Source organism: Fuerstiella marisgermanici, from assembly GCF_001983935.1.
GTDB lineage: Bacteria > Planctomycetota > Planctomycetia > Planctomycetales > Planctomycetaceae > Fuerstiella > Fuerstiella marisgermanici.
Map to the genome: position 1 here is coordinate 3,596,353 of NZ_CP017641.1, position 25,248 is coordinate 3,621,600.

18 protein-coding genes are annotated in these 25,248 nt (G+C 57.0%); 13 read left to right on the top strand and 5 right to left on the bottom strand.

The genetic code is table 11. The features are described 5' to 3' along the window. Nucleotides 1-79: 79 nt before the first annotated feature. Complete coding sequence (locus tag Fuma_RS13540) at nucleotides 80-1,573, top strand: DMP19 family protein (protein ID WP_077024604.1); 1,494 nt, start codon at nucleotides 80-82, stop codon at nucleotides 1,571-1,573. A gap of 48 nt (nucleotides 1,574-1,621) precedes the next feature. Here the strand turns inward: Fuma_RS13540 and Fuma_RS13545 are convergent, their stop codons facing one another. After that, entirely contained in the window at nucleotides 1,622-2,359 is a 738-nt protein-coding gene (locus Fuma_RS13545) for a HisA/HisF-related TIM barrel protein (RefSeq protein WP_077024605.1), read from the bottom strand. Nucleotides 2,360-2,599: 240 nt separating this feature from the next. Here Fuma_RS13545 and Fuma_RS13550 point away from each other — a divergent pair, with 240 nt between their 5' ends. Then, nucleotides 2,600-3,619: a sugar phosphate isomerase/epimerase family protein gene (locus Fuma_RS13550; protein ID WP_077024606.1), complete on the top strand. Its 1,020-nt coding sequence runs from the start codon at nucleotides 2,600-2,602 to the stop codon at nucleotides 3,617-3,619. A 292-nt stretch (nucleotides 3,620-3,911) separates the two neighbouring features. Next, nucleotides 3,912-4,235, top strand: coding sequence for a hypothetical protein (locus tag Fuma_RS13555; RefSeq protein WP_077024607.1), 324 nt, complete (start codon nucleotides 3,912-3,914; stop codon nucleotides 4,233-4,235). A 100-nt stretch (nucleotides 4,236-4,335) separates the two neighbouring features. On the opposite strand, the gene Fuma_RS13560 is transcribed toward Fuma_RS13555, so the two are convergent. Continuing rightward, a complete protein-coding gene (locus Fuma_RS13560) occupies nucleotides 4,336-5,523 on the bottom strand; it encodes an endonuclease/exonuclease/phosphatase family protein (RefSeq protein ID WP_145944154.1) in 1,188 nt (395 codons plus the stop codon). Between the two features lie 656 nt (nucleotides 5,524-6,179). Here Fuma_RS13560 and Fuma_RS35280 point away from each other — a divergent pair. The 7 genes from Fuma_RS35280 (at nucleotide 6,180) to Fuma_RS13595 (ending at nucleotide 17,029) form a co-directional block, all read left to right on the top strand. Beyond that, complete coding sequence (locus Fuma_RS35280) at nucleotides 6,180-9,359, top strand: amidohydrolase family protein (RefSeq protein WP_158520974.1); 3,180 nt, start codon at nucleotides 6,180-6,182, stop codon at nucleotides 9,357-9,359. A gap of 87 nt (nucleotides 9,360-9,446) precedes the next feature. Then, nucleotides 9,447-10,097: a futalosine hydrolase gene (gene mqnB, locus Fuma_RS13570; RefSeq protein ID WP_077028291.1), complete on the top strand. Its 651-nt coding sequence runs from the start codon at nucleotides 9,447-9,449 to the stop codon at nucleotides 10,095-10,097. Further along, nucleotides 10,094-10,942, top strand: coding sequence for a menaquinone biosynthesis family protein (locus Fuma_RS13575; RefSeq protein WP_077024610.1), 849 nt, complete (start codon nucleotides 10,094-10,096; stop codon nucleotides 10,940-10,942). The genes mqnB and Fuma_RS13575 overlap by 4 nt, the downstream gene beginning before the upstream one ends. Before the next feature lie 234 nt (nucleotides 10,943-11,176). Beyond that, nucleotides 11,177-14,449, top strand: coding sequence for a LamG-like jellyroll fold domain-containing protein (locus Fuma_RS13580; protein WP_077024611.1), 3,273 nt, complete (start codon nucleotides 11,177-11,179; stop codon nucleotides 14,447-14,449). A 239-nt stretch (nucleotides 14,450-14,688) separates the two neighbouring features. After that, nucleotides 14,689-15,078, top strand: a complete 390-nt coding sequence (locus Fuma_RS13585) for a group I truncated hemoglobin (protein ID WP_077024612.1) — start codon at nucleotides 14,689-14,691, stop codon at nucleotides 15,076-15,078. 4 nt (nucleotides 15,079-15,082) lie between these two features. After that, nucleotides 15,083-16,495: a DUF1501 domain-containing protein gene (locus Fuma_RS13590; RefSeq protein WP_077024613.1), complete on the top strand. Its 1,413-nt coding sequence runs from the start codon at nucleotides 15,083-15,085 to the stop codon at nucleotides 16,493-16,495. Between the two features lie 252 nt (nucleotides 16,496-16,747). Next, the gene (locus tag Fuma_RS13595; protein ID WP_077024614.1) at nucleotides 16,748-17,029 is read left to right on the top strand and encodes a hypothetical protein; all 282 of its coding nucleotides are present in this window, start codon (nucleotides 16,748-16,750) and stop codon (nucleotides 17,027-17,029) included. Between the two features lie 392 nt (nucleotides 17,030-17,421). Here the strand turns inward: Fuma_RS13595 and Fuma_RS13600 are convergent, their stop codons facing one another. The 3 genes from Fuma_RS13600 to Fuma_RS13610 all read right to left on the bottom strand — a co-directional run bounded on the left by Fuma_RS13600 (nucleotide 17,422) and on the right by Fuma_RS13610 (nucleotide 21,427). Further along, nucleotides 17,422-19,161, bottom strand: a complete 1,740-nt coding sequence (locus Fuma_RS13600; RefSeq protein ID WP_083732033.1) for a DUF11 domain-containing protein — start codon at nucleotides 19,159-19,161, stop codon at nucleotides 17,422-17,424. Nucleotides 19,162-19,165: 4 nt separating this feature from the next. Then, a complete protein-coding gene (locus tag Fuma_RS13605) occupies nucleotides 19,166-19,984 on the bottom strand; it encodes a hypothetical protein (protein ID WP_077024616.1) in 819 nt (272 codons plus the stop codon). A 201-nt stretch (nucleotides 19,985-20,185) separates the two neighbouring features. Beyond that, a complete protein-coding gene (locus Fuma_RS13610) occupies nucleotides 20,186-21,427 on the bottom strand; it encodes a hypothetical protein (protein ID WP_229360914.1) in 1,242 nt (413 codons plus the stop codon). A gap of 247 nt (nucleotides 21,428-21,674) precedes the next feature. Between Fuma_RS13610 and Fuma_RS13615 the strand changes: the two genes are divergently transcribed. From Fuma_RS13615 to mutY, 3 genes are all read left to right on the top strand, one after another. Next, entirely contained in the window at nucleotides 21,675-22,772 is a 1,098-nt protein-coding gene (locus tag Fuma_RS13615; protein WP_077024618.1) for a LolA family protein, read from the top strand. Then, the gene (locus Fuma_RS13620; RefSeq protein ID WP_077024619.1) at nucleotides 22,756-23,916 is read left to right on the top strand and encodes a hypothetical protein; all 1,161 of its coding nucleotides are present in this window, start codon (nucleotides 22,756-22,758) and stop codon (nucleotides 23,914-23,916) included. The genes Fuma_RS13615 and Fuma_RS13620 overlap by 17 nt, the downstream gene beginning before the upstream one ends. Before the next feature lie 119 nt (nucleotides 23,917-24,035). Beyond that, nucleotides 24,036-25,220: an A/G-specific adenine glycosylase gene (gene mutY, locus Fuma_RS13625; protein WP_077024620.1), complete on the top strand. Its 1,185-nt coding sequence runs from the start codon at nucleotides 24,036-24,038 to the stop codon at nucleotides 25,218-25,220. Nucleotides 25,221-25,248: the final 28 nt, after the last annotated feature.

A 25,248-nucleotide genomic window follows, 5' to 3' on the forward strand; every position in this document is an offset into this window, starting at 1 on the left:
TCCAGTCGGCAGGACGGCACACCGCCGACGCATCAAACCTTGTCAGACACGTTCGCGACGCCAGGAGTGCAGCGGGTTAATGAAGATTTTCATCGCTATTGCTGCACTCTTGCTGGCTGCAGTGATCTACGGATTCACTCGCTCAAGTTCTGGTCAAAGGAATTCGTTCTGGGATGTCCTTCGTAATCCGGGCTCAATGCCTGACCTCGAACGGATGCATGCCGAAGTCGACGAGGCCGCCACTTTGTTGTCGGGGTCTCCAGCAGACATCGCCGCGCTGGTGGACTCCTTTGTGTTTAAGACCGCGTCAGATTATTCGGCGTGGACGAAGGAACGCGTACTGGCCAAACTGGGCACAGAGGCTTATCCGCGAGCACTGGAGATTCTCCGCGACAGTTCGTTGACCAAAAAGCTGACGACAATGTCCACGGGCGAGTTTCACCTTCCCGAAGGTCCCATCAACCGCCTTTGCAAGATTGTTGATCAGGATGCTCCACCACCGGTAGAGGCTGCTAACCTGCTGTCTCCATTTATAGAATCCGAACAGAACGAGATCCGAAAGAGTGTCGCGCTCATTCTTGGTTCAATTGGTGCCAGTGATTCCATCCCCCAACTGCGTCAAGCTCTAAGCGATCCCGACGAGTATGTCCAAAGCTACGCTCTGATGGGCATCCAGCGGGCCATTTCAGGAGATCGAATCGAATCGTCTTCGAAGGACGATTTTTTCAAGCTGGTTTCCGACATGTGGCCCGACAACACAAGTTTCAGTCCCGCATCCGACGTAGCAGCGGTGCTGTTGGGGCTGGATCGTGATCGAGCCGTTAAATACCTGCTCAGCGACGAACTGTTCACCGTTCACTTCGAACCATCATGGCGCATTCTGCAGACGTTCAGCGAAGAGTCCGTTGAGGTTCCTCGATCGAAACTGCTGACGCTCATCAATGACGCAAACCAGGATCCACTTGAACACCCAATGGGCAATGTCTTGCAGTACGCATTGCCTCTCCTCGGAGCACATCGCAATGACGAAGACCTTGCGATGTTCGAGCAGTTTTTAGATCACGAGGAGCAGGACGTCGTGCAAGGTGCATCTGAGGCGATGTATCGCTTCTACCAGTATTCCGAGCTGATTCGAGATCCGTGGGACGTCGTTGAGAACCACGGATGGGGTGCACTTACCGCAGCAGAGAAGCATATCTGCGCGATTGACACACTTGATGGTGAGGTCAGCAACGGCGGATTTGCTCAGTACTATTTCAACTCTTCCAGCAACCACTGGCAGGATGCGCAGGCTGGTTTGGAGGCCATCGGTGCCGGCCGCCGACTTCGCGTCCTGAACGCCACACTTGAACGCTTCGGCGACTCTGGCCCTTCGGTCGACCGTGACGTCAGAACAAATCAGTTGGCAAAACTTGTACGAGCTCAGGAAGACCCATTCCGCGAACAGTGTGACGCCTGGTATGAAATTAAAGATGAAGTCCTCGCCCAATTGAAGCTCAAATACAACCTCGCCAATATGCAGGGACGCGAGAAGTCGCAGCAATCGGACGAAGCGGAAAGCGGTCCACAATAACACCGAAGTTCGCAGCCAGGTCTGATACCAAGCTGCGTTTCCCAGCCGTCACTTCGCAGAAGACGAGCGAATGGAAGCGGCCGTCAGCCGGCCGTCATGCAACGCCGAAGCCACAAGCGCCGCATCCACACCGGCCGCTTTGATGGGTGTTAAATCCTCAACCGATCGCACGCCGCCGCCGGTGATGATCTGCACGTCGGCGAATTTGCTTCGCAATTGCCGACACAAATCCAGCGTGGGCGTTCCTTCTGACATGCCGACGGCGGCGAGGTCCAGCACGATCAGTTTTTCAAAGCCGACGGAGAGCAATTCAGCCGCAACTTCTTCGGCCGGTCGGTCTGCGAACGCGGCGTTTTCCGACAGCACGGAGCCATTCATTAGGTCCAGACTCAGCACCAGCCGCTCGCTGCCGAACTGCTGCAGCAGACGTCTGGCCGTTTCAGCGTCTGGCAGGGTTTCCAGCGCCACGACAACTTCGGCGGCACCCAAATCGAGCAGTTCTTCGACATCGTCGGCGCATCGCACGCCGCGGTCGACGAGCAGCAAAGTGTTGGTTTGAGCCAGCTCCGCAATCGTGCAGCGGTTCAACTGGCCTCGCTGAATCGCATCGAGGTCGGCGATGTACGCGCGAGTGAACCCGAAGTCGGTGGCGAACAGGTTTAATATCACAGACGGATCGCAGGATTCCGTCAGCGTGCTGCGAATGCGGCGATAGGAATCGCGATTTCCCGCCACTCCGCGCACCACAATTCCGTTTTTCAGGTCAATCACGGGAATGATTTGCATGGAACTCCGTTCGCTTGTGTTCCGCTGGATCGCGCAGACAATACCGTCGGCGTCGACAGCCCAATGGTACTCAAATTTTCACGTAGGTCAGGCTCTCAAAGACTGACACCGCGACAAAGTTGCTGCTTTCGCGAGTCTCTGAGAGATTCGCCTACGTGAACGCAGCACAGATCGACTGCCTTGGGGCGACTCCCCTCAATCCACATTACACGAATTCATCCATCTGGAGACTCATCTGCTATGGCCAGCCAGCCATCTGTAATCATCAGTGCCTTCGCCGACGAAGCCGCCAACCACCGCACCGCTCTGGAACAAATGACGGCTCTGGCCGCCATCGGCATCCGTAACTACAGCCCTCGCTTTATCGACGTCGCGGGCGACGGAACCGTTGAACACGTAGTCGATCTTAGCGCTGAAAAGCTGAATCGGCTGAAGGAATACCACGCCGAATACGGAGTCAGCGTCACCAGCGTGGGGGCTCGAGTCGGAAAGATCAAACTGCTGGATGTCGACGACGGCAGCCACAACAAGTACATCCCCATCGCGGAATATCTCAACGGCGAAGTCGCCGCCACCATCAAAGCGGCCAAAGCGCTGGACACGAAACTCATTCGTGGCTTTTCGTTCTACCATCCGCGAGGCACAAAGCCGGAAGATCATCTGGACCAGGCTGCCGATCAGATTCGTCAGATCGCAGACGCTTGTGCGAAAGAAGGCCTTGTCTACGGTTTGGAAATCGAACCCAATCTTGTGGGCGAAACCGGTCCGCTGCTGGCAGAATTGGCTAAGCGAGTCGACCATCCCAACATGGTGCTGATCTTCGACGGCGGCAACGTGGCCTGCCAAAACAAGAACCCGGTTCAGGTTTACGAAGAATATAAAGCGACGGTACCTTATCTGGGCTGGATGCACGTCAAAGATTACCGGATCGACCCGTCGATGACGTGGACCGGAGCCGTCGACGAAGAACGCCTCAAGAACTTCGTGCCGGCCAACGAAGGCGACGCGGGACACGAATTAGTATTCCGCGACCTGCGTGAACAACTGCCAGCCATCGAAGAACGTCTGGCCAAACTTGGAATTCCAGGCTTCTATCTGGAAACCGAACCGCACCTGAAGGGCGGCGGTCAGTTCGGCGGCTTCAGTGGACCGGACGGCATGGGCGTTGCCGTGCGAGCCCTCTGTTCGTGCCTGGACTACGCTGGAATCGGTTACAACCTGCGGACGTTTGCAGACATTCGTAAGCTGCGTGGATTTTAGCGAGGCATTCTGCCGCGACTGACAGAAGAAATCGCTGGGTGCCGAATGCAACCCGCTCGCACCCCAGCGATTGCCTTCGTCAGACGCAAATCCGTGGTCAAAGTTCGGTATTTCAGCTTGAGGCACCATTCACTGCCCGCGACTATCTACCCATTCCCCTCATCTGCCGCATTTTCCTTCTGGACACAAGTTCGCCCCCGGCTAATATGAGGTCTGATTCGCGACGATGGAGGCGATTGGGATCAGGGAGGCACATTTCGAAATCCTGCCTTTTCGTTCTTCGGAGACGACCATGTTCCGCAAATCAGCCCTACTAAAACTGGCGCTGCTATGCGTGCTGACCTTTGCCACTTCCAGCACCGCTTCGGCTCAGTTCGGCTACTCCCATTCCAGCTACGCGTATCATCATCACTACTCACGACCCGCGTACCGCGCGTCGACCGGGTACCGAGTCGTTCCGGTTTACTACCGAATACCGATTTACATCGTTCCAGCGAAACCAGCCTGCGGCTGCGATGCGGCTCCCGCGCACGCTCGTCCTGCGTCGCCTTTCGCTCAGCCACCTTCGCTGTACGCGCCGCCGGCCAAAGGCCCACGCCTGGCTCCCGTTCGCTGATCGGAACACTGCTGGAAGTGAATGACGACCACGATGCCCGCCTTTCTCAAAGGCCGGGCTTTTTTTTGCGTGCAGCGAACCGCTCGCGCCGCACGGCGGTTTACGAACGCTCCTCACCGACGCCGAACGATCGAATCGTGGTCGTGATCGGGAAGTGGTCGCTGTATCCGGCACGCAACTCCGGCCTGAATTCCTGAGGCCTCAACTTCCGAGTACACAACTCATCCGGTCGATAGATCTGCACGTCAGGGATTCCGTCGTCCGACGTCTCCAACTGCAGGCCATTCAGCCCCAAATACAAGCCACGCGACAGCAGAAACTGGTCGACCAGTTCCATCTTCGCATTCGCGCCATGCCCCTGCCTCGTTCCCGTATCCGGTTGCGTTAACAGCGACCACATCGGGTTGAACAGTCTTGCCGTGCGAGACTGATACGACTTGAACGAAGGCAGCGTGTCGCCTGTGAAACGCAACGGGTCTTCCAATAGATCGCGTGAGTACACCGCTCCTAAGACGTCCGCAATGCTGCGGTCCCACGGTTCGTCGTTGAAGTCGCCCATCAGCAGCACGTTCTGGTTCCATGCCGCGTTCAGAGCCAGCAGTGACAGTTCATTGTCCGTCAGGTTCAGATAATCTTTGCGGCTAAGCTTCAGGTTTTCGTCCACCAACCGGCGACAATGCTGTGCCGCCGTCAACCGCGATGCTTCTGATTGCTGGCATCCGTTTTTCCGTGATGGCCAGTGATTGACCAGAACCACAAGGTCCGCATTGTTGCTTTTGACGGTCAGATGGAATTCCGAAATATCCGAAGTGGCATACGTTAAATCAACCGCATGCCCCTTCGACGCCTCTTCGTTAATCGTAAACACGTCCGTCGAGTAAATTAACGCGGTGTCCAGTCCTTGAGCGTTGTGCACGGGCGCGTGAGCCAGTGCGTAGTCTTCGCGTCCGATCGCATCAATCAGGATATTGGCGATCCGAGCGTTTTCGATTTCACAAATGCCCAGCAGATCGGGGCCGTTGTCATCGAAGGTTGAACCGATCGTATCCGCAAGGTTACCAATGCGCACTTCGAGTGCTCGCCGATCCCACCCGCGAACCGGCGTGTATTCCATGTCGGACGCGATGACGGAACCTTCCAGATCAAACAAATTCTGCAGGTTCCAAAACACCACGTCGAACGTTTCCAACACCTTGTTCGAACCGCCCTCATTGTCGACCGTCTGATCCGTCACGCCGCCTGCCTTTGTCTCTGCATTCCCACAAAATCCGTCCGGCCAGTATTTCAACAGATTGCTCCCCAAAGAAGTAGATCGATTGCCAGGCCGGTACGCACCGGCGGGCGATTGGCGTGGCGGACGGGTGACGGTGTGGGAGCTGAATCGCCGGCGTTGCTTCCGTTGGGCGCGGGAGGCCGGCGATGCTTCAGGCCGGTACGCACCGGCGGGCGGTTGGCGTGGTGGGCGGTTGGCGTGGTGGGCGGGTGACGGTGTGGGAGCTCAAGCGCCGGTGTTGCTTCCGTTGGGCGCGGGAGGGCGGCGATGCTTCAGGCCGGTACGCACCGGCGGGCGGTTGACGTGGTGGGCGGTTGACGTGGTGGGCGGGTGACAGTGTGGGAGTTCAAGCGCCGGCGTTGCTTCCGTTGGACGCGGGGAGGCGAGACGCGGTGTGCGGGGGCAGGAGACCGGCACACGCTGACCTCGCGTAGATCAGTCTCTCCGAGACTGATACCGCCGCAACTCCGCTGCGGTTTTAGCGGGTCTCAGGGGGACTCACCGGCATGAAGGTGACTGTGCGGGCGGCCGCGACACAATCCGAGTGAATTCGTCCCGGATCGTGGGCTGGCGCTGGCAATATGGGATGTTTGGCCGGTATTTTGGCATGTGGAATTCGTCAGAGAACTGTTCATCGCTTCGTTTCCGAAGCAGCTTCGTCGGAGTGTTTCATGCTATTGATAACTCGAACCGCCGCCATTCTTCTGCTGACGGCTGTCGGCTTCGCGGCGGACGGTGACCGATCGTCGGAACACAATGTCGGGCTGCGACAGAACCCGCCCAATGTGTGGGCATTGCAGCACGCAAAAGTCATCAGCGGCCAGCAAACGTTGAAGGACGCGACGATTGTTGTGCGCAACGGCCGGATTGAATCGGTTGAAAAGGGCGGCGAGGTTCCGGCTGACGCTCGTGTCATTGATGCCAGCGGTAAGACAATCTATCCCGGCTTCATCGATGCGTACTCCGAAGTGAGTCTATCAACCGATCGTGTGAACCAGGCAGCGAAGTACTGGAATGTTAACGTTGTTCCTCAGCTGTCCGTGGCCGACCAGTTTGTCGCCAATTCGAAGAATAAGGATCTGCGGCAACAGGGTTTTGTGGCTCAACTACAAGCTCCCTCCGGCAAGATCATTCGAGGCCGCAGCGCGTTGGTGTCGACGGGATCTTCGGATCCAAACGTCGCCGTGTTGGCCGCCGATGTCGCTCAGCATCTGGAACTAACGCCTGCAACACGCGACCGGAAAGTTTATCCCAATTCGCCCATGGGAGCCGTCGCGTTAAGTCGGCAGGCCATTTATGACGCTCAATGGTACCGCGACGCATGGAAGGCGGCAGACGCGGATCCCACGCTGCCTCGTCCGGAACGCAACGACGCCTTGGCCGCGCTGCAGCCGGTCATCAGCGGCCGGCAACCGATGATGATTGAAACGTCAAACGAACTGTACGTGCTGCGAGCCGATCGGTTTGCCGGTGAATTCGGTTTGAATCTGATCATCAAAGGCAGCGGTTACGAATATCGCCGTCTGAAGGACATTGCTGCGACAGAACGGACTCTGATCCTGCCCCTGAATTTCGGCAAGGCCCCTAACGTCAGCACGGCCGAGATCGCTCAGAACGTCACCCTCACGTCGATGATGCACTGGGACATCGGCCCGGAAAACCCGGCTCGAGTTGACGAAGCAGGAATCCGGTTCGCCTTCTGCACGGATAAGCTGTCGTCGCCTGGCGATTTTCTGAAGTCGTTGCGGCAAGCTGTCAAGCGCGGCCTGTCGAAGAAGTCGGCGTTGAAGGCACTGACCGAAACACCAGCGCAGCTGTACAACGTCCTGGATCAACTGGGCGCAGTCCAGCCGGGTAAACTGGCCAGCTTTGTAATCACGGACGGCGACATCTTCGACGACGAGACGAAGGTCGAAGAAACATGGGTCAGCGGCGAACGCTTCGAACATTCGCCCAAACCAGAACACGATCTAACCGGGCAACTGGAAGTTGCACTCCAGAAGACAAAGGGCTTTCCTGCAAAGCTGTTCGTGGAATTCACTCGCGACGGAAAGAAAGTTTCAGGGCGAGTCGCCGTAGTTCCGTTTGATGAGCTGAAAAAAGACGACGATGCCGACGACAAGAAATCCGAGGAGGAGGAAGAAGACGAAGAGGAGGACGAAGAAGAAGATGATGAAGACAAAGAAAAGAAGCCTGCAGCCGTAGCGATGAAGGAAGTGAGTCTGTTGGACTTCACGGCGGCCGGACAATTCGACGCCAAATCTTTCGGCGGCAAAGGCAAGGCTCGACTAACGCTGGTCTTCAGTCAGTCAGATGCAAAAAAAACGCCCGCTGCGTTTGGGCAGGTCGTCTGGCCCAATGGTCAGACCGCGTTGGCGACAGCCGAACCACTTCAAAACAGCGACAAAACCGACGACGATAAAAAGGACAAGAAGAAGACCGACAAGCCTCAGTCTGCATCCTTCGCTGTCAACTATCCATTGGGTGCTTACGGAGTCGAACAGCCCGTGCCGTCGGACGGGGCCTTTGCCTTCGTCAATGCAACCATCTGGACATGCGGACCTCAGGGCATTATCGAGCGTGGCACAATCTACTTCGATAAGGGGCGGATCGTTGAGGTCGGCGAAAAAGTAAATGTTCCGGACGGCATCACAAAGTTCAATGTGCGTGGAATGCACATCACGCCGGGCATTATCGACTGTCATTCGCATGTCGCGACTGACGGCGGCGTGAATGAATCAGCTCAGGCCATCACCTGCGAAGTTCGCATCGGCGACTTCATCGACTGCGACGACATTTCGATCTACCGACAGCTTGCTGGCGGAGTGACGACGTCCAACATTCTGCACGGATCGGCCAACCCAATCGGTGGCCAAAACCAGGTGCTAAAGTTCCGTTGGGGGCGCACCGGTGACGAAATGAAATTCGAACAAGCTCCGCCCGGTGTAAAGTTCGCTCTTGGCGAAAACGTCAAGCAAAGCAACTGGGGCGATGACAACACAACTCGATATCCGCAAACGCGGATGGGAGTCGAACAAACCTTCCGCGACGCCTTTACGGCGGCCAACGAATACGCGGATCGCATGGACAGCTACGCGAAAAACCGCCGCGGTCTGCCGCCTCGGCGAGATCTGGAACTCGACGCACTGCGAGAAATCGTCGAGCAGAAACGGTGGATCCATTGTCACAGCTATCGGCAGGACGAAATCCTGGCGTTGATCCGAGTGCTCGACGATTTCGACATCACCATCGGCACGTTCCAGCACATTCTGGAAGGCTATAAAGTGGCCGACGCGATGGCAAAACACGGAGCGATGGCTTCCGCATTTTCCGACTGGTGGGCGTACAAGTTTGAGGTGTACGACGCCATTCCCTACGCCGGGGCTTTGATGCACGAAGCCGGTGTGGTCGTGTCGTTTAATTCTGACGATGGCGAACTGGCCACTCATCTAAATCAGGAAGCTGCCAAGGCCGTAAAGTATGGCGGCGTGTCGGAAGAAGAGGCGTTAAAGTTTGTCACGTTAAATCCGGCGAAGCAGCTTCGTATTGAACAGTACGTCGGTTCGCTGGAAGTCGGCAAGCATGCCGATCTTGTCGTCTGGAATCATTCGCCGCTCAGCAATTACGCTCGCTGCGAACAAACGTGGATCGACGGCACATTGTACTTTAGTCGCGAACAGGACGCGGCGGCTCGCAAAACAAACGCCGAGATGCGGAACACGCTAATCCAGAAGATTCTGACGTCTGGCGAAAAGATGGCGGGCGAAGACGAAAAAGAAGACGACCCGTCTACTCAATGGCTACGGTACGACGAATTTTGCCGTGCGAGTGGCCATCAGCACAAGAAATGATTCCGACGAACCAGACATTGCTTTCCTTCGGAATTCGTCGGCCGTCGGCTACACGATTCGGGCGAACGCGGTATGGTGGAGGACCAAATGACGTCGACTTTGATCCTCATCCCGACTATCGGTGAGCGGCAGATTCTCGCTCCTCGATTTGCTCCATTGCTGGAACGAGACATCAGCGTTCAGCTATGCGGCTTCGGCCCAGTAGCGGCGGGGGCAAAGACGTCTCAACTGATTGCGTCACTGCAACCGAAGCAGATTATTCTGGTGGGGATCGCTGGAGCTCTTACGGACGACCTCGCTGTCGGGCAGGCTGAAGTTTTTGAGCACGTCGCAATGTACGGTATCGGAGCCGGTACGGGAGACACGTTTCGCAATGCCGGACAACTGGGCTGGCTGCATTGGACGGAATGCCTTTCGGAGGGAACGCCGGTCGGTATCGGCGACGCGATTTCATTGCAGCGAAAGGACGAGCCATCCGAAGATCACCGACAACTGCTTACCGTCTGTGCCGCTGCTGGATGTAAGCGGGATGCACGCGATCGGAAAGCCATCTTTCCGAATGCCGTTGCCGAAGACATGGAAGGCTATGCGGTTGCGATGGCCGGAGCGTTTGCTGGTGTTCCGGTCAGCATCGTGCGTGGAATTTCAAACCTCGCGGGCGATCGCGAAAAAATTCGCTGGCGGATTCCCGAAGCGTTACACGCCGCAGCTGACCTCGTGCTGAAAGGACTTTCATGAGTCAAACAATTCATCTTGGCATTTCTACATGCCCCAACGACACGTTTGCGTTTCACGGGCTGATGAACAAGCTCGTCGACTGGCGTGGTCTTGATTTTCAGGTTGAACTACTCGACATCCAGCAACTCAACGATCGACTTTTCGCAGGCGACTTTCACGCGGCCAAGACCAGCTTTCATGCCGCTTTGTTACTTGCCGAATCCACAATGGTGCTCCCGTCAGGATCGGCTCTGGGGCATGGCGTCGGACCGTTGCTGCTGGCAGCGAAGTCAGACGACGTTCCCCAAAATGACTCGCAAGTCACACTTTGCCCGGGCCAGCACACGACGGCAACTCTGTTATTTCGCCTGTTCTATCCTCAGACAACTCAGGTGCAACACGTTGTGTTTTCTGACATCATGCCGAAGCTGCAACAACAAGCGGCCGACTTTGGTGTGTGCATTCACGAAGGTCGATTCACATGGCAGCAGGAAGGTCTGCATCTGGTGACGGATCTGGGCGAACTGTGGGAAAATGAAACCGCTTCTCCGCTACCGCTGGGCGGCATTGTAGCTCGGCGCAGCCTGCCAGCGGAAACCATGGTTGACGTGCAGGCCGTGATACACGATTCACTGCAGCTCGCCCTGGCCGACCCGGATTCTGCACTGCCGACGATGCGCCAGTACGCTCAGGAGTTCAGCGACGACGTCTTGATGCAACATGTGAAGCTGTACGTCAATGACTGGACAGTCGACCTCGGCGCTGTCGGCCGAAGTGCGTTACAGCAGCTCTCTGATCGCGCCCAAGCCATCGGGCTGGTGGCACCCGGCACGGCTGGCCTGGAAGTCTATCCCAACGCGCGCTGACGATGTCGGCGGTGCGGGAAGGTTTTAGATCGCCGTAGGTCCGGCCTGCCAGGCTGGATTCCCAGCTTTGCCGAACCCGCACGCGGCGAAGTCCCCCTCGGCAAGCAGCACCGACCGCCACCAACAACGGCTGGTTGCGAACCGGGGCGACATTGTGCAAGATGCCGTTCCCGCCCTGGCTGCTGCCGCCAGACGAAGCAAACCTTCCCACCACGGCCACATCCGGTTCCACTGATGCTCCAACCTGCTCGCTCGCTGTTCACGCTTTGTATCGCCATCTGTTTTCCTGCTGCTGCGTTCGGACAATCTGCCGAAGACTTCCGGAAGCCGTATGCGGGCGACGATGCCACTGGCCAACATGTGTTGGGGCTTTGGCAATTTGCGGACGGCCATGAACTGGAAGATTCGTCGGGCAACGGCCACGACCTTTCACTGCAGGGAGCCACCGTTGTTGCAGACGGTCTGTTCGGAAAAGCGTTGAAGTCGGCCGCCGGGTGGCCTCGCGAAGACTCGCGGCACTCTGCGGTTGCCAAAGACCACGACTCATTGTCGCCTTCTGGGCCGTTCACTGCAGAGATGTGGGTGCGGCCGTCAGCGGAAATGAAGGATTATCCAGAAGCGTTTCTGCTGGACAAAAAGTATGTCGCTCACGACGACTACCAATGGACGTTGATGAAGGCCGATGGCAAGGGACATCGGCGAATGAAAGTTCTGCTGGGGTTTGGAGAAGAATCCGCGACGTTCTGGTCTGTGCAGGCAGCGCCGTTGGCGACGGATGAGTGGATCCATTTGGCATTCACTTACGATGCGGCCGGGACGGTAACGTTTTGGGCCGACGGCCAGAATCTTGGGTCGTCTCAACAGCCGGGTTTGGGCGCCATCCATCCTGGGCGTCACGTGCTGTCGATTGGCGACCGAGTCGGAAGCCTGTACCACGGGTTCCCCGGCTTGATCGACCAGGTGCGGCTGTGCTCCGGTGTTCGCGAATTCCGTCCTGTCACCATTGAGCCAATCGCTGCGCGGCGAGCCTACCTGCGGATGGAAAAGGTGTCGCCGTTGAAGTTTCGAGTTCGCAATTTGCAGAAGTCAGCGCTGAAGGATGCAACCGTGCAGATTTCGGTCGACGGGATTGCAGCGAAAGACTTTCAGTTGCCGGAGATTGCGGCTGGCGCAAGTCACGATGTGGAATATCTGCTGGATACGTCGCTGCGGCCGGGCGAGTATTCAGTGGTGACCACTCTGCAATTGCACCAAGGTGAAACTAAATATCGCAGTTCCGAACAGTTGCCCATCACGATCGTGCCACGCAGTTTGCCGGGGCGGATGCCAGTGGTGATGTGGGGTGGTTTCGGCACTGAGACATTGCCAAAGGTGAAGGACCTGGGGTTCACGCATTTTCTGGGCCTTCACCCCGACTATGCTGGTGTCTGGAAGGCAAAGAAGCCAATCGTTGCCGAAGAATCGAAACGAAGCAGTGACCGCAACCTGCTGGATGCCGCGTTGGAACAGGATCTCCGCGTCCTTGCTCAGATGGCTCCTGGCCGCTGGTTGGAAAGCCAGGAAGATCTGCTGCGGATCGATCGCGACGGTGGCCACTATTCGCGTGAGAACATTTCGGCGTCGGCGCCGGGCATTAAAGAATTCGGCTACAACGTCGGAGCGTCGATGGCTCAGACATGGCACGATCATCCGGCGTTTGCTGGAGCACTGATCAACACAGAAATCCGTGACGGAACTCAGGTTTCGTTTCATCCGCACGAAACGGAAGCATTCAAACAGGCGTCAGGGTTCGATGTTCCGGACGTCGTTCAGCACAAGGCTGGCGTGTCGTGGATAAAGCTGGAGAATTTTCCCAAAGACCGAATTATTCCCGACGACGATCCGGTGCGCGTGTTTTATGAATGGTTCTGGAAGCAGGGTGATGGCTGGAACGATTTCAATTCGGCGATCAGTGACGGCGTGAAGTCGACCGACCGCAAAGATGTTTGGACGTTTTTCGATCCGGCCGTTCGAGTGCCCAGCATCTGGGGCAGCGGCGGCGTGGTGGACTACATTTCGCACTGGACGTATTCGTACCCGGATCCCATTCGGATTGGCCTGACCACCGACGAACTGTTCGCAATGGCAGCCGGATCACGATCGCCGCAGCAGGTCATGAAGATGACTCAAGTCATCTGGTACCGATCTCAAACCGCACCTCCGGAAAAACCAGCAGCCGCAGACAATGCCGCAGCGGCGGAAAAAGAACAGGCACCGTGGGAGGACTTCGATCCGGGAGCTCAGTACATCACAATTGCGCCCATGCATTTGCGGGAAGCCTTCTGGACCAAGATCTCTCGCCCCATTCAGGGAATCATGTATCACGGCTGGGGCTCGCTAACCGAAACCGACGGCACCAGCGTCTATCGGTTCACTCATCCGGAAACGCAAAATGAGCTACGGCGCCTTGTCCACGACGTTGTCGAACCACTCGGCCCGGCGTTAAAACAGATTGGTGCAGACCAAACCGACGTCGCGCTTCTGGAAAGCTTCACGTCGCAGATGTTTGCGACTCGTGGCACGTGGGGCTGGGGACATCGGTGGACGGGCGACGCGTGGCACATCGCCAAGTACGCTCAACTGCAGCCGCAGATCGTGTACGAAGAAACCGTCAACCGCGACGGGCTTGACGATTTCAAAGTGCTGATCATGCCCAGTTGCGACGTGCTGCCGGAATCAGTCGCAGCAAAGGTGATGGCGTTTCAGCAGCGAGGGGGGATTATCGTCGCGGACGAACGACTGGCGCCAGGCATCAAAGCAGACATCGTGATCCCGGTCTATCTTCGCACAAAGAAGGCCGACGTCGACAAGGCGGCCCTTCAAAGACTGGCCGCTGACTTACGCACGAAACTGGATTCTCGCTATCAGCGTAGAGTCGACAGTTCCAGTCCAGAAGTGCTGACACACACGCGACGGCATGGCAGCACGGACTACGTTTTTGTGATGAACGATCACCGCGAGTTCGGCGACTATGTGGGCCATCATGGTCGCGTGATGGAACGGGGACTGCCGTCGGAATCGACGATCACGCTGGGGCGAAAGGCTCGTTATGCGTACGACCTCGTTAGCCATCGCACGGTACGCGCGGACACAAAGGGGGGCGGGCAAACGTCATGGAATGTGGCGCTCGGACCGGCTGACGGCGGGATCTATATGCTGACCGACAAGGCAGTGAAGGACATCGCTCTGAAACTTCCGGAGGACGCGAAATCCGGCACTACTGCTACGATTTCTTTGTCCGTAACTGACGACTCAGGCAAGCCAGTCGACGCAGTTGTCCCCGTGCAGGTAACGATCAGCGATCCGGACGGTCGGCCAGCAGAATTCAGCGGTTATTACGCTGCGGTGGATGGTCAACGTACGATTCAACTGGACCTGGCCACCAACGAAACGCGAGGCGTGTGGGAAGTCACGGTTCGAGAATTGGCGTCAGGACTCGTGAAATCCGGGTGGTTTCGCGTTCGCTAACATGCAATTGCGGCCTCAGGGATGTCGTGGATTTTTCCAGAAATCCTGCGCTGTGATCGAAACGCAGGAACTCTGGCGAGTTCCACGACAGTGCGTTGCGTTCCAGTTTTTTTCATTCCAGAACATAAACGCTGCTCCCGCGAAATATTGAGTGAGGTGTCTTTGCATCCTTTCCGCTATACTGATTGAAGCGGGCCGAATGGTCCGTTTCGAATTTGTGAGCGGAAGCAGAGAGCGTGATGTCAGAATCATTAGAGACGTTGTTCGATCGAATTGGCGGTCAGCCGGCCGTAAACGACATGGTTGACGAATTCTACGGACGGGTACTCGCAGACCCCGAGCTGCGGCCGTTCTTCGACGAAACGTCTGTCGACAAGCTGAAACACATGCAGACGGAATTCTTCGCGGCTGCCTTGGACGGACCGATGTCGGCCGGTGATCGCGATCTCGCCAAAGTACATCAGGGACGCGGGATTACGAGGGCTCACGTGACACGGTTTGTCGATCATCTGATTTCCGTGCTGGATGAACGAAACGCAATTACACGACGCGACGCGATGGATATCGTTTTTCGTATTGCGACTTATTCCGATCAGGTAATCGGCGAATGCGGTGGCGCAGACGGGTAGCCTTATGAAACAGATCCCAGCTCCCAATCGACGTTCGTTTCTGAACACGTCCGGCATTGGGCTCGGCGGAATCGCGCTGGCTCAACTGCTGCAACAGAACGCCGTCGCGGATTCTGAAAACGCGCTGCGAGCTCGGCAGCCGCACTTTGCTCCCAAAGCAAAGCATGTGATCTATTTGCACATGATCGGAGCTCCGTCGCAGCTGGACATGTTTGACGATAAGCCGGAGTTGCGGAAGCGTCACAACGAACCGTGTCCGCCGGAAGTGACAAAGGATCGTGACTTCGCCTTCATTGGGAAGACCTCCACGCTGGGTGGTTCGCCATGGAAGTTTTCGCAGCACGGCGACAGCGGTCAGTCGATGTCCGAACTACTGCCGCACCTGGGTTCGGTGGCCGACGAACTGGCTGTCATTCGTTCGCTGCACAACGACGAAATCAACCACGCTCCGGCGCAGATGTTTCTGCATTCGGGCTTCGGTCGCGGCGGAAGGCCCAGCTTCGGTTCGTGGGTGACTTATGGCCTGGGATCAGATAACACAGATCTTCCCGCGTATGTGGTTCTGGTGACGGGGCCGAAAGGTGGAGCAGGCACCAGCCTGTGGTCGACCGGATTTTTGCCGAGCGTCTATCAGGGAATTCAGTTTCGTTCGACGGGCGACCCGGTGCTGTTTCTGTCCAGCCCGGAAGGCCACACTCGCGGCGATCGACGGCGAGTACTGAACGCGTTGCGCGAATTGAACCGACAACGATTAGAAGCCACCGGCGACCCGGAAATTGCCACTCGTATCAGCCAGTACGAAATGTCGTTTCGCATGCAGGCGTCGGTGCCAGACCTAATGGACATTCAGGACGAGACTCAACACACGCTGCAGGAATACGGTGCGGAACCCGGCAAGTCGTCCTTCGCCAATAGTTGCCTGCTGGCTCGACGACTGGTCGAACGCGGCGTGAGATTGATTGAACTGTACGACGCGGACTGGGACCATCACGGCGGCATCGAAACTCGACTGCCGCAAAAATGCAAACAAATCGACCGTCCCATCGCGGCCCTCATTCGCGACCTTAAACAACGAGGCCTGCTGAAGGACACGTTGATTGTGTGGGGTTCTGAATTCGGCCGCACGCCGCTAAATCAAGGCGCGGCGAAGGGCAACGGGCTGGCAGGACGCGACCACCACAAAGACGCTTACACCATGTGGTTAGCCGGCGGCGGTGTGAAGGGCGGCGTTAGTCACGGGCAGACAGATGATTTCGGCATGGACATCGCAGAAGATCCGGTCCATGTCCATGACTTGAACGCCACAATTCTGCACCTGCTGGGTTTGGATCACGAACGATTAACGTACCGCTACCAGGGCCGCGAATTCCGTCTGACGGACGTGCATGGGCGCGTGGTGGACGAGATCTTGGCGTAAGACAACGGCGCGGAAAGGCTGCCGTCCAGCCGCTTTAGACAGATGGGACAAAGGAAGCACCGGACGGTATCCTGTGAAGCCCGACTTTTTCGAAAAGCGGGGCTTCTGCCACACTTTCCCAAGTGAGAACAAGGTTTTCAATTGAATAACCCGTTTCAGCCTTCCGTAAATGGGGCCGACGCAACGCTATCGAAAAAGTCGGTGCGTTGGTAGTGGCCAATTCTCGCTGGAATAGCGTTTACGCCCATCGCAATGTACTGCGCTGTCCTCTCCCACGGCTTCGGTCACGGTGATGGCTCCGGCGACGACATACTGTTTCCGTTGCATCGTCCGCTGCGAATTGCACTTAATTCAGAGGTCACAGCCGAATACATCATCTACTTCACGCAGTACGCCCTTTATGGTCTGTTCCTGGCCGTGGCGAATCGTAGGGGCTGGCTGGGCTTAGGCTGCCTTGTAATGGTCGCGTTTCATGTTTCGTGCTATGCCGGTCGTTACATAGTGGCTGACATTCTGCAGCAAGCCGGATTCTGACGTCGCTGTCGTGACATGGTCTTGCCGACGAGGCTTTCGACACTCAAAACGAGAAGAGCCCGCTGCGGTGAAGCAGCGGGCTCTTTCGTTGATACGCAGGACTGTCTTGTTGATGCGTCCCCTCACGGCACCATCTCGATCCTGAAACCCCTTCCGATTCAGAATCAAGACTACATTCGATTTTAAGCGAATGCCAATTCCGTGCAATCACAGAACTGCGTATCTAGTTTTATGTGTGGCTCGACTCTCCGAGGCGAGTTGCCTGGCCTTGTTGGCCATTTCGTTTCGTTCTGTTATCGACGCTGCACAGCAGAGCCGAATGTTTGGTTGTTGGCAGCAGATATTTTTTCTCGACTCGGAGAGTCGAGCCACAATGGTCGAACGACGTATGGTTACCTCACAACAGCTTCGAACGTAATCGTTCCGGTCTGGCCACCTTGTAGCGGTTCGTCCAGTTCGAACACGAGTGTCTGACTGCCTTCTTTGTTCGGTGCCGCCGTTAGCGAACCACCGCTTTGATTGGCGATCTGAATTTGCCCGCTGCCATCGGTGTAAATCAGTCGAGGCGTCAGGTTATCGATGATCCGAACGTCGTGAACGTTCAGGTCACCCGTGTTGCGGAAGTGAATTCGAAAGGTGATGGTATCGCCAGGCTTTGCCACCTGTGGCGACGCTTCCTTCATGATGTGAACTTTGCCCGGTCGACCGCTGTTGTCGCTGCCCGAGACAGCTTCAAGTCGAAAGGTGGAATACGTTTGAGTCGCCTGGGATGTGGAGGCACTGATTCCTGGCGAAGTCTCGGAGACATCTGCGAGCAAGCCCACAATTTGAATATTCAACTCAGCCACATCAGACAACGCAATCTGGCCCAGACCTGCGGTCATCTTCGATTCCAGCCCCTGATCCACCTTCGCCGTTTCGACAATACTGTCGGTCTTGGCGGACTGGTGAGCGGGTATCATGGTTTCGATTCCGCTGGCACTGCGGCGAGTTCCTACACCGGCGGCCCCGCTGTGGCTGCCGCTGAATCCGACGCCGTCTCGTTTTTCCAACGCTCCAAATCCGGACACGTCACGAGCTCCCGCAGCTTTGTCGATCTTCACGTCGACCCCAAGGCTGGTGACCGTTTGCACGGCTCCAAACCGAGGCGCGTAAATGCAAACTCGATTGCTGGGGTTCACATGATTCTGACCTTCGTGATCCTTGAATTCGGCCACCGTATCTTCAGTATCCAGTCCCTGCATCTGACCGCCGTAGTAGTGGACCGGGAAGTCTCGGTCACCGCCATCGCAGATGTATTCATCGGGATACGCCTGCACAACAGCCGGAATTCCGTCGCCGCACGCTGCTTCGATCGGACAGCCCGGCTGGCCGGATGGAAGTCGCGGTACGGAGGGATGAAAGGTGGTCGCGTTCTGTGATGCTGCGTTGATTGACGCACCTGCAAAGCTGGCCGGTGTGGCCATTGCCGCAGCTTCCGCAGATGTTTGTCGGATCAGACCTGTTCGAAGACGCTGCTTCTTAGGCTGCTGTTTCTGTGGTTCCGCTGCTGGTGTGGTGAAAGCCGTGTGTGTTGGTGAATCCACTTGGATTTCTACGACCTCATCAACGACGGGAACAACTTCCTGTACTTGCGGGTCAGGCTGCGAATCGGCGGCCGCTTCGGCCAGAGCGAACGGGTTGACTGGTGTGGTGTCTTCGTTCGCGGGAAACGGCGACGGCGGTTCAGCGGCCGCTTCGGCAACGGCAAATGGGTTGCCCGGCGTTGTCGTCGACGTCGATGGTTCTGAGCTGTTCAGTCCCGTCAACGCTGCAGTCGGGCGAAGTCTCGGCACATCCTCGACAGTCTGCGCCGCGGCTTGCTCAGGCAGTTGCCGAGGCGTTTCCTGCGGCAACGACAGTTGCGGCTTCACGGGTTCAAGAATCGGCGTGGCACCGGCGTCGAATTCCGGCTGTGCCATAGTCACCGTGGCCGCCTGGTCAGCCGGTTCGGCGACGGTGGCACGACCTTCTGTCGGCAACGACGAATACGTTGTCTTTAACGGCACGTATGGTCCGAACAGTGATGCACAGCCACTGAAGGCCAGCATTGATGACATAGCAAATATTTGCGAGCCGACTTTAAAACGCATGAAATTATTCCGTGACGGTGTGAGAAACACGTTGAATTTGGCCGGCGCTTTTCATGCGCACAACGGCCGCGTCAGAATTTGGCTTTGCATGCTCAGGGATAGCTCGAAACTGAGCGGCTCCGCCCGTGCCGTAAAACGACATCGGTGAACCGGCGGTCGGTTGTCGGCCGCCAATGCGGATGATGGCCATCGGACGGCCCATGCGATCGGCTTCTTTGAGAGCGTTTTCAGTAGGAAGCACTCGTTGAGGAATCTCACGACGCAGCGGGTCCAGCACCTGAGCGAGCTGCGGCTGTTCGAGATAGATGACTCGGGTCACCAATTCGCCACGGCTGGCCATTCGAACATCGTCGGCCGTCAGCAACACTGGAATTGGATACTGATCTTCCGTGCCTGCAGGTGGGTGCAGGCGGTCGAGTAGTTCGACTGTCGGGTACAACTGCACACCGGGAAATTCCGGGATATTTGAGATCCTCAAGCGATAGACGTGACCGGCGTTCACGGCCACCAACGCAGGCGACATCGCGGCTCCCACAGGCACGTCAGAACCGGAGAACAGTTCCACGGTTCCGCCGCCTGGCGATTCGATAGACAGCGGTTGCAGCCATGCGGCGTCGTATTGTCGAAGGTGATTCAGCCACGCGGCCGCCATTCCCGGCGGCACTTTTTCGCTAAGCGGATGATGGTTTTCCGCGCCGCGATCGACGGACATCGGTTGAGCGTTTGCCGACTGCGACAACAGCATGGCCATGCCGATGGCGACACAGATCGGGACGGCTGACAACCGTTGGTGAGTGGCGTGTCCTGTCATGTTTGACGTCATGTCGAGTTCACAGTCCTGAAATACAAAAAGGGCGCTCAGAAGTGTCAAACACTTCTGAGTCGCCCCCCGATGACTCAAAGCACTTTGGCGGGATGGCCCGCCGGCCGTTTGGAGCAAACGCTCCGATTGGTAGTTGTCGGTCCCGTTGGTCGCTTACGTTTTGCTCGTAAGCGACCGATGCTACGACTGGTCCTGATGCCGTTAAAATCCGCCGCGTGAGATTGGCTGAGCGACTTCGCCTGGTCCGAATACCGGATGGCTTTCCGTCAGCTGCACGTGTCGCACAGGTTCCGGAACGCTGTAGCCCGGATTGTGTTTCACGTCGATCAGCATGTCGCGAGTCGGTTCTGGAATGCGGTTATCCGACAGGTTGCGAACAGTGTGTGATCGCAGTCCGGCAGGACCGCCCAGTGGAAGATGCGGAGGACCAGGCAGACCAATCGGCGTGCCAGTGATTGGCATTCCCCATGGTGGAGTTGATCCCATGCCAGCGATTGGCATCACGGGCTGTCCCGGAACACCGCCACCGGCGGCAATGATGTCACCAGGAATTCCACCGCCGTTTTGGCTGAGGTAACCGATTGGCTGTGGTGGAGCAACCTGCCCCTGCAAGCCGTCAAGACTGTTGTAAGAAACCGGAGTCACTCCGCCATCCGCCGTCATGATTGACGTGGCTGGTTGAAGGTCTTTGTTTCCGAATCGCAGAATCAGCATGATAGTTCCCATCTGCTCTGCCTGCTGAACCGGGTCGATGCCTGGATCAAGTCGTGTGGAAACCAGAGTTTCAACACCAGCGATGGCTCGTGCCTGAAATTCGGGATCCGGCAGGTAGATAACCTTCGTCACCATGTTGCTGCTGGCGACGTGTTCAAGATCCTCTTCGGTGATCTCAACAGGAATCGCGTTGTGCTGCAGGTAAGCCATGGTGGCCGGAGCACCGTCTCGCACTTCCAGCGTTGGGTACAGCGATCGTGCTGGTGTTCCCGGCAAAGAAACGCCGTCGAAGACCAACTGATAGATGGCTGACTGCTGGAAGTCGTAGTACTGGCCAGACATCAGCTGATTGTTGGCAAATCCGTTGCCGACCTGCCAGCCGACAGCCATTGTTTCGGGCCCGATAAACCGGACCTGGCTGTACATTGGTGGACCCGGCATTCCGCCGCCCATTCCACCACCCATACCGCCGCCGGGCATACAACCGGCCATTCCGGGTGGCATTCCGCCCGGCATGCCCATTTGCATCCCGCCGCCCATACCGCCTTCGCCCAGCATCGGCAGAACGCCTGGGCCAGGGCCATCAACCATGGGGCCCGGGCGACTCAGCATGCTGGCTGGTGGAGCCACATGCTCGCGATTGCTGAGAACGCTGCCCCCGCTGTGCAGGCCCGCACATCCTGTGCAGACCGCCACAAGGGCTCCAAGGGCCAGAAAATAGTATCTCATTGCAATCCCTTCCGTGTGCCGTGGAAACTTGACCAACGGCGTCGTGTCGAATCACCGTATGTGTGTCTGTGGAAACGAAGAACCGAGCTTTTGCGGTCGACCGCAGCCGGTCCTCCGCCTTAGAATCACCGAGTAACAGTTTCAATCCGCCCAGTTGTTTGCCCGGGAAGCATGAAAGATCGGTTCTTCTTTCATTCTTTCGGGATCGGACGGCTGGAATCTTTGGCAAATCCGTCACATTCCGAACATGAAGCACAAACCGCACAGTTTGACATCCGGTACCGTCGCCATTCTTCTGGCAGTTACTGCCGTTGGCCTTGGTATTGGCCACTCGTTCCCGATTTCCGCGTTCGCTCAGCAGGCGGACCCTGCGAAAGGCGACGGTGCCGAAAACGGACCTGACAACAACGGGGCCGAAGAAAAGAAAGCCCCCGCGCTGAAACGGTCTCACCTTTCAGCCGCACAGGTTTTCGATGGCGTGGCGAAGAAACTCAACGACGCTCAATCGCTGTCCTGCACGCTGCACCAAAACGTTGTGATGTCCGGCCAGACGTTCCAGGCCGTGGGACAATACGTGCAGGCGTCCGGCAACCGCATGCGGCTGGAATATCAGATCTTCCCCATTCGCGCTGCTAAAGCGTCCGACAAAGAAGCTCTTGCAATCGGCGGCGAGCCTGAGGACGCCAGCGAGCTGAAGCCAACCGGGTCATTACAACAGGTCAGCGACGGCAGCGTGTTGTGGTCCTACTGGATTAACGGAGCTCAAAAACAACTTTCGCGGCGCAACATTCAGGAAATCACGACGGCCGTCAACGACATCGCAAACTACAGCACCGCCAGTAGCCTACAGGATCTGGGCGTCGGCGGACTGCAGGCACTGATGACTCGGCTGCAGACAGGGATGGATTTCGGAGCTGTTCAGGAACAACAGGTCGGCGACACAAAGTTGCTGGTGTTGTACGGTCGCTGGAGTGACAAAACGCTGAAGGACGTGTTTGGTGCCGAAGATCCCAAAACGGCCGTGATGCAGGACTTTGTGCCGGACTACGTGCGAGTGTACGTTGACGAAGCAACAATGCTGCCTCGACGGATTCAGTACCTGAAAAAGCATCCCGATCCAGAAGCCAAACAGGTCCGTCCGCTGGCGACGCTCGATCTGCGAAAGCTGAAGCTGAACGAAACTGTTCCGGATTCCACGTTTGAATTCGAACGTCCGAACGGCGAAGATTTGAAGGAAGAGGACCTGACAGGGCAGGTGATCGACACCATCAAGCAAATTGCGAAAGCAAAGGATGAGCCTGCCGATGGCGATGCCGAGACGGACGACAATGACAAGCCGGAGTAACAATTCAGGCGTACGGCTGATCGCCATCGTGGCCTGCGCGGCTTTCGCATTTACCGGCTGCGGCGGAAGCTCACCACCTCCAACTCAACCGGCCGATCCGTCAAGCGTCGCTGCCCCGATGGTCAACAACGCAACTGCTGCGAACGCACCAGCAACGACCGCCACAAACGGCACCAGCAGCCAATCGCACCGGCAAAACGAACTGTGGAAGGATTCTTCCGGCCGAGAATACCTTGGCGACGTGCCGCTTGACGTCTTCTACGATCAGCCGCTCACAGTCGCCGCAAATTCGACTCCGTTGGCCGGTTCCGACATGGCCAGTGGTCCGGGCAACACCACCGGCGGCCAAATGACGTCAGTCGCCGACACGAACAACAGCAACGTTCCGTCGCCCAACGCGACCACCGAACCGGCAACAAGCGAAGCCCCCGGTGCCGCAAACGGAGACGGCGGTTGGGAAGCGACGCTGCCGATTGAGGTGCTGGATTCAGAAGTCACGTCCATCCGCAATTTCCTGAACGCCAAACTTCAGGCAGTCGGCACTTACAACTCATCAATGTTGATGCTGCCGCAAAAGGCCGCAGCCATGGCCGTGCTGGCGCAAATCGCGATCAAACATCCAGGCGATTTGGCGTGGAAGGAAGACGCCAATTACATTCGAGACCTCGCAAAACACATGAACGAAGGCACGCTGCGACGTGGGAAGAAGGATCAGGACCGTCTGCTGATTCTTTTCGAAAACATGGCCGCCACGTTCAATCGTTCGCGGCCCGCCGGACTGGAAGAACCTCCGGCTGACGACAGTTTTTCGGACGTCGCCGAAATGCGGTTTCTCATGATGCGAATGGCTGAATCTGAACAACGCATGAAAACAGAAGCGGGCAGCGAGAGTGCTTTCGACACAAAGAAGGACCTGATCCGGCACGAAGCCGCTCTACTGGCCACGCTGACAAAAGTGATTGCTCGCGAAGAATACGGCTACGGTGACGACCAGGAATTCGTCGGCTACGCCAACAAGGTAATCGACGCTGCCAACGCCATTCGCAACTCAACGGACGCCAACGACTTCGACACATACCAGGTCTCACTGTCGAAGGTCAGCACCAGTTGCCAGGAATGCCATTCGGTCTTTAAGAACAATTAGACAGCCGATTTGCTCGAGCCTATGCGAGCGACTGCTCGGTAACGCTCTCCCTGGCTGCTCCACCGAATTGGCCTGACGAATCAAGCCTCCCTCCAAGCTGGAAGTCCAACCGACACGGAATGTCCGCCTACCCTAAAGATACGGATCTCGGCTGGAGACGCCGCGTCCGCTCGCGCGTGTTACGCTGGTACGACCAAAATGGCCGCAAACTTCCCTGGCGAGAATCAGCCGATCCGTATCGCATTTGGGTCAGCGAGATCATGCTACAGCAGACAACAGTTGCCGCCGTCGTGCCGTACTTCGATCGCTTTATCGATCGCTTTCCCGACGTCCAGGCGCTAGCCAATGCCAGGCAGGAACAAGTGCTGAAGTTGTGGGAAGGGCTGGGCTACTACAGTCGAGCTCGAAACCTGCACAAAGCGGCGGGCATCGTTGCGACGGAATTTGATGGACAGTTTCCTCAAACGGCTGACGAATTAAAACAACTGCCGGGCATCGGTCCGTACACGGCGGGAGCCATCGCATCGTTTGCATTCAACCAACCCGCGCCGATTGTGGAAGCGAATACGCTGCGACTTTATTCGCGCCTGATTGAACTGGATATCGACCCGCGGGGCACGCAGGGCCAGAAGAAGCTGTGGAAGTTTGCCGCCTGGATCGTGTCGCGCAAACGAGCGGCGGATTTCAATCAAGCAGTCATGGACATTGGTTCGCAGGTGTGTCGCCCGGTCGATCCGCAGTGCCCCAAGTGCCCGCTAATGCCTTCCTGCAAAGCTTTGGAAGCCGGGCGACAGGCAGAGATTCCATTAGAAAAGAAGAAGCCCGTTATCACGGATGTGATTGAAGTTTCAATCGCCGTCCGCAAAGGAAACACCTACCTGCTGCGGCAGCGAACAGAAACCGAACGGTGGGCCGGCCTGTGGGATTTTGTCCGGTTTGAGATCTCCGAACAGGAGGCGGCAAAAATCAAAATGCCCGCTGCCTCGCGGAAAACGGCAAAGGTGTTGAAAGGGCAGCGAAGCCTTTTTGACCACGACAACCGGTCTCCTAAACCGCTGGCCAACGCGTTGGTTCAGCAAGTCGAAACATCGACAGGACTGATCGTGTCAGGCTACGAGCCCGTCACCGAAATCCGCCACGCTGTTACTCGCTACCGCATCCATTTGTTGTGCCTGGTGGCCGAGGTGGATGGCGGTCGAGTTCAGTCGGGGTCCGGCTTTCAATGGTGTACAGCGAAGCAACTTAACGAATTGCCGCTGTCGACAACCGGTCGACAGTTTGCAGAACTGCTGCAACAGCGATGACGGTTGTGGCCACTGGCAACAAATGAAT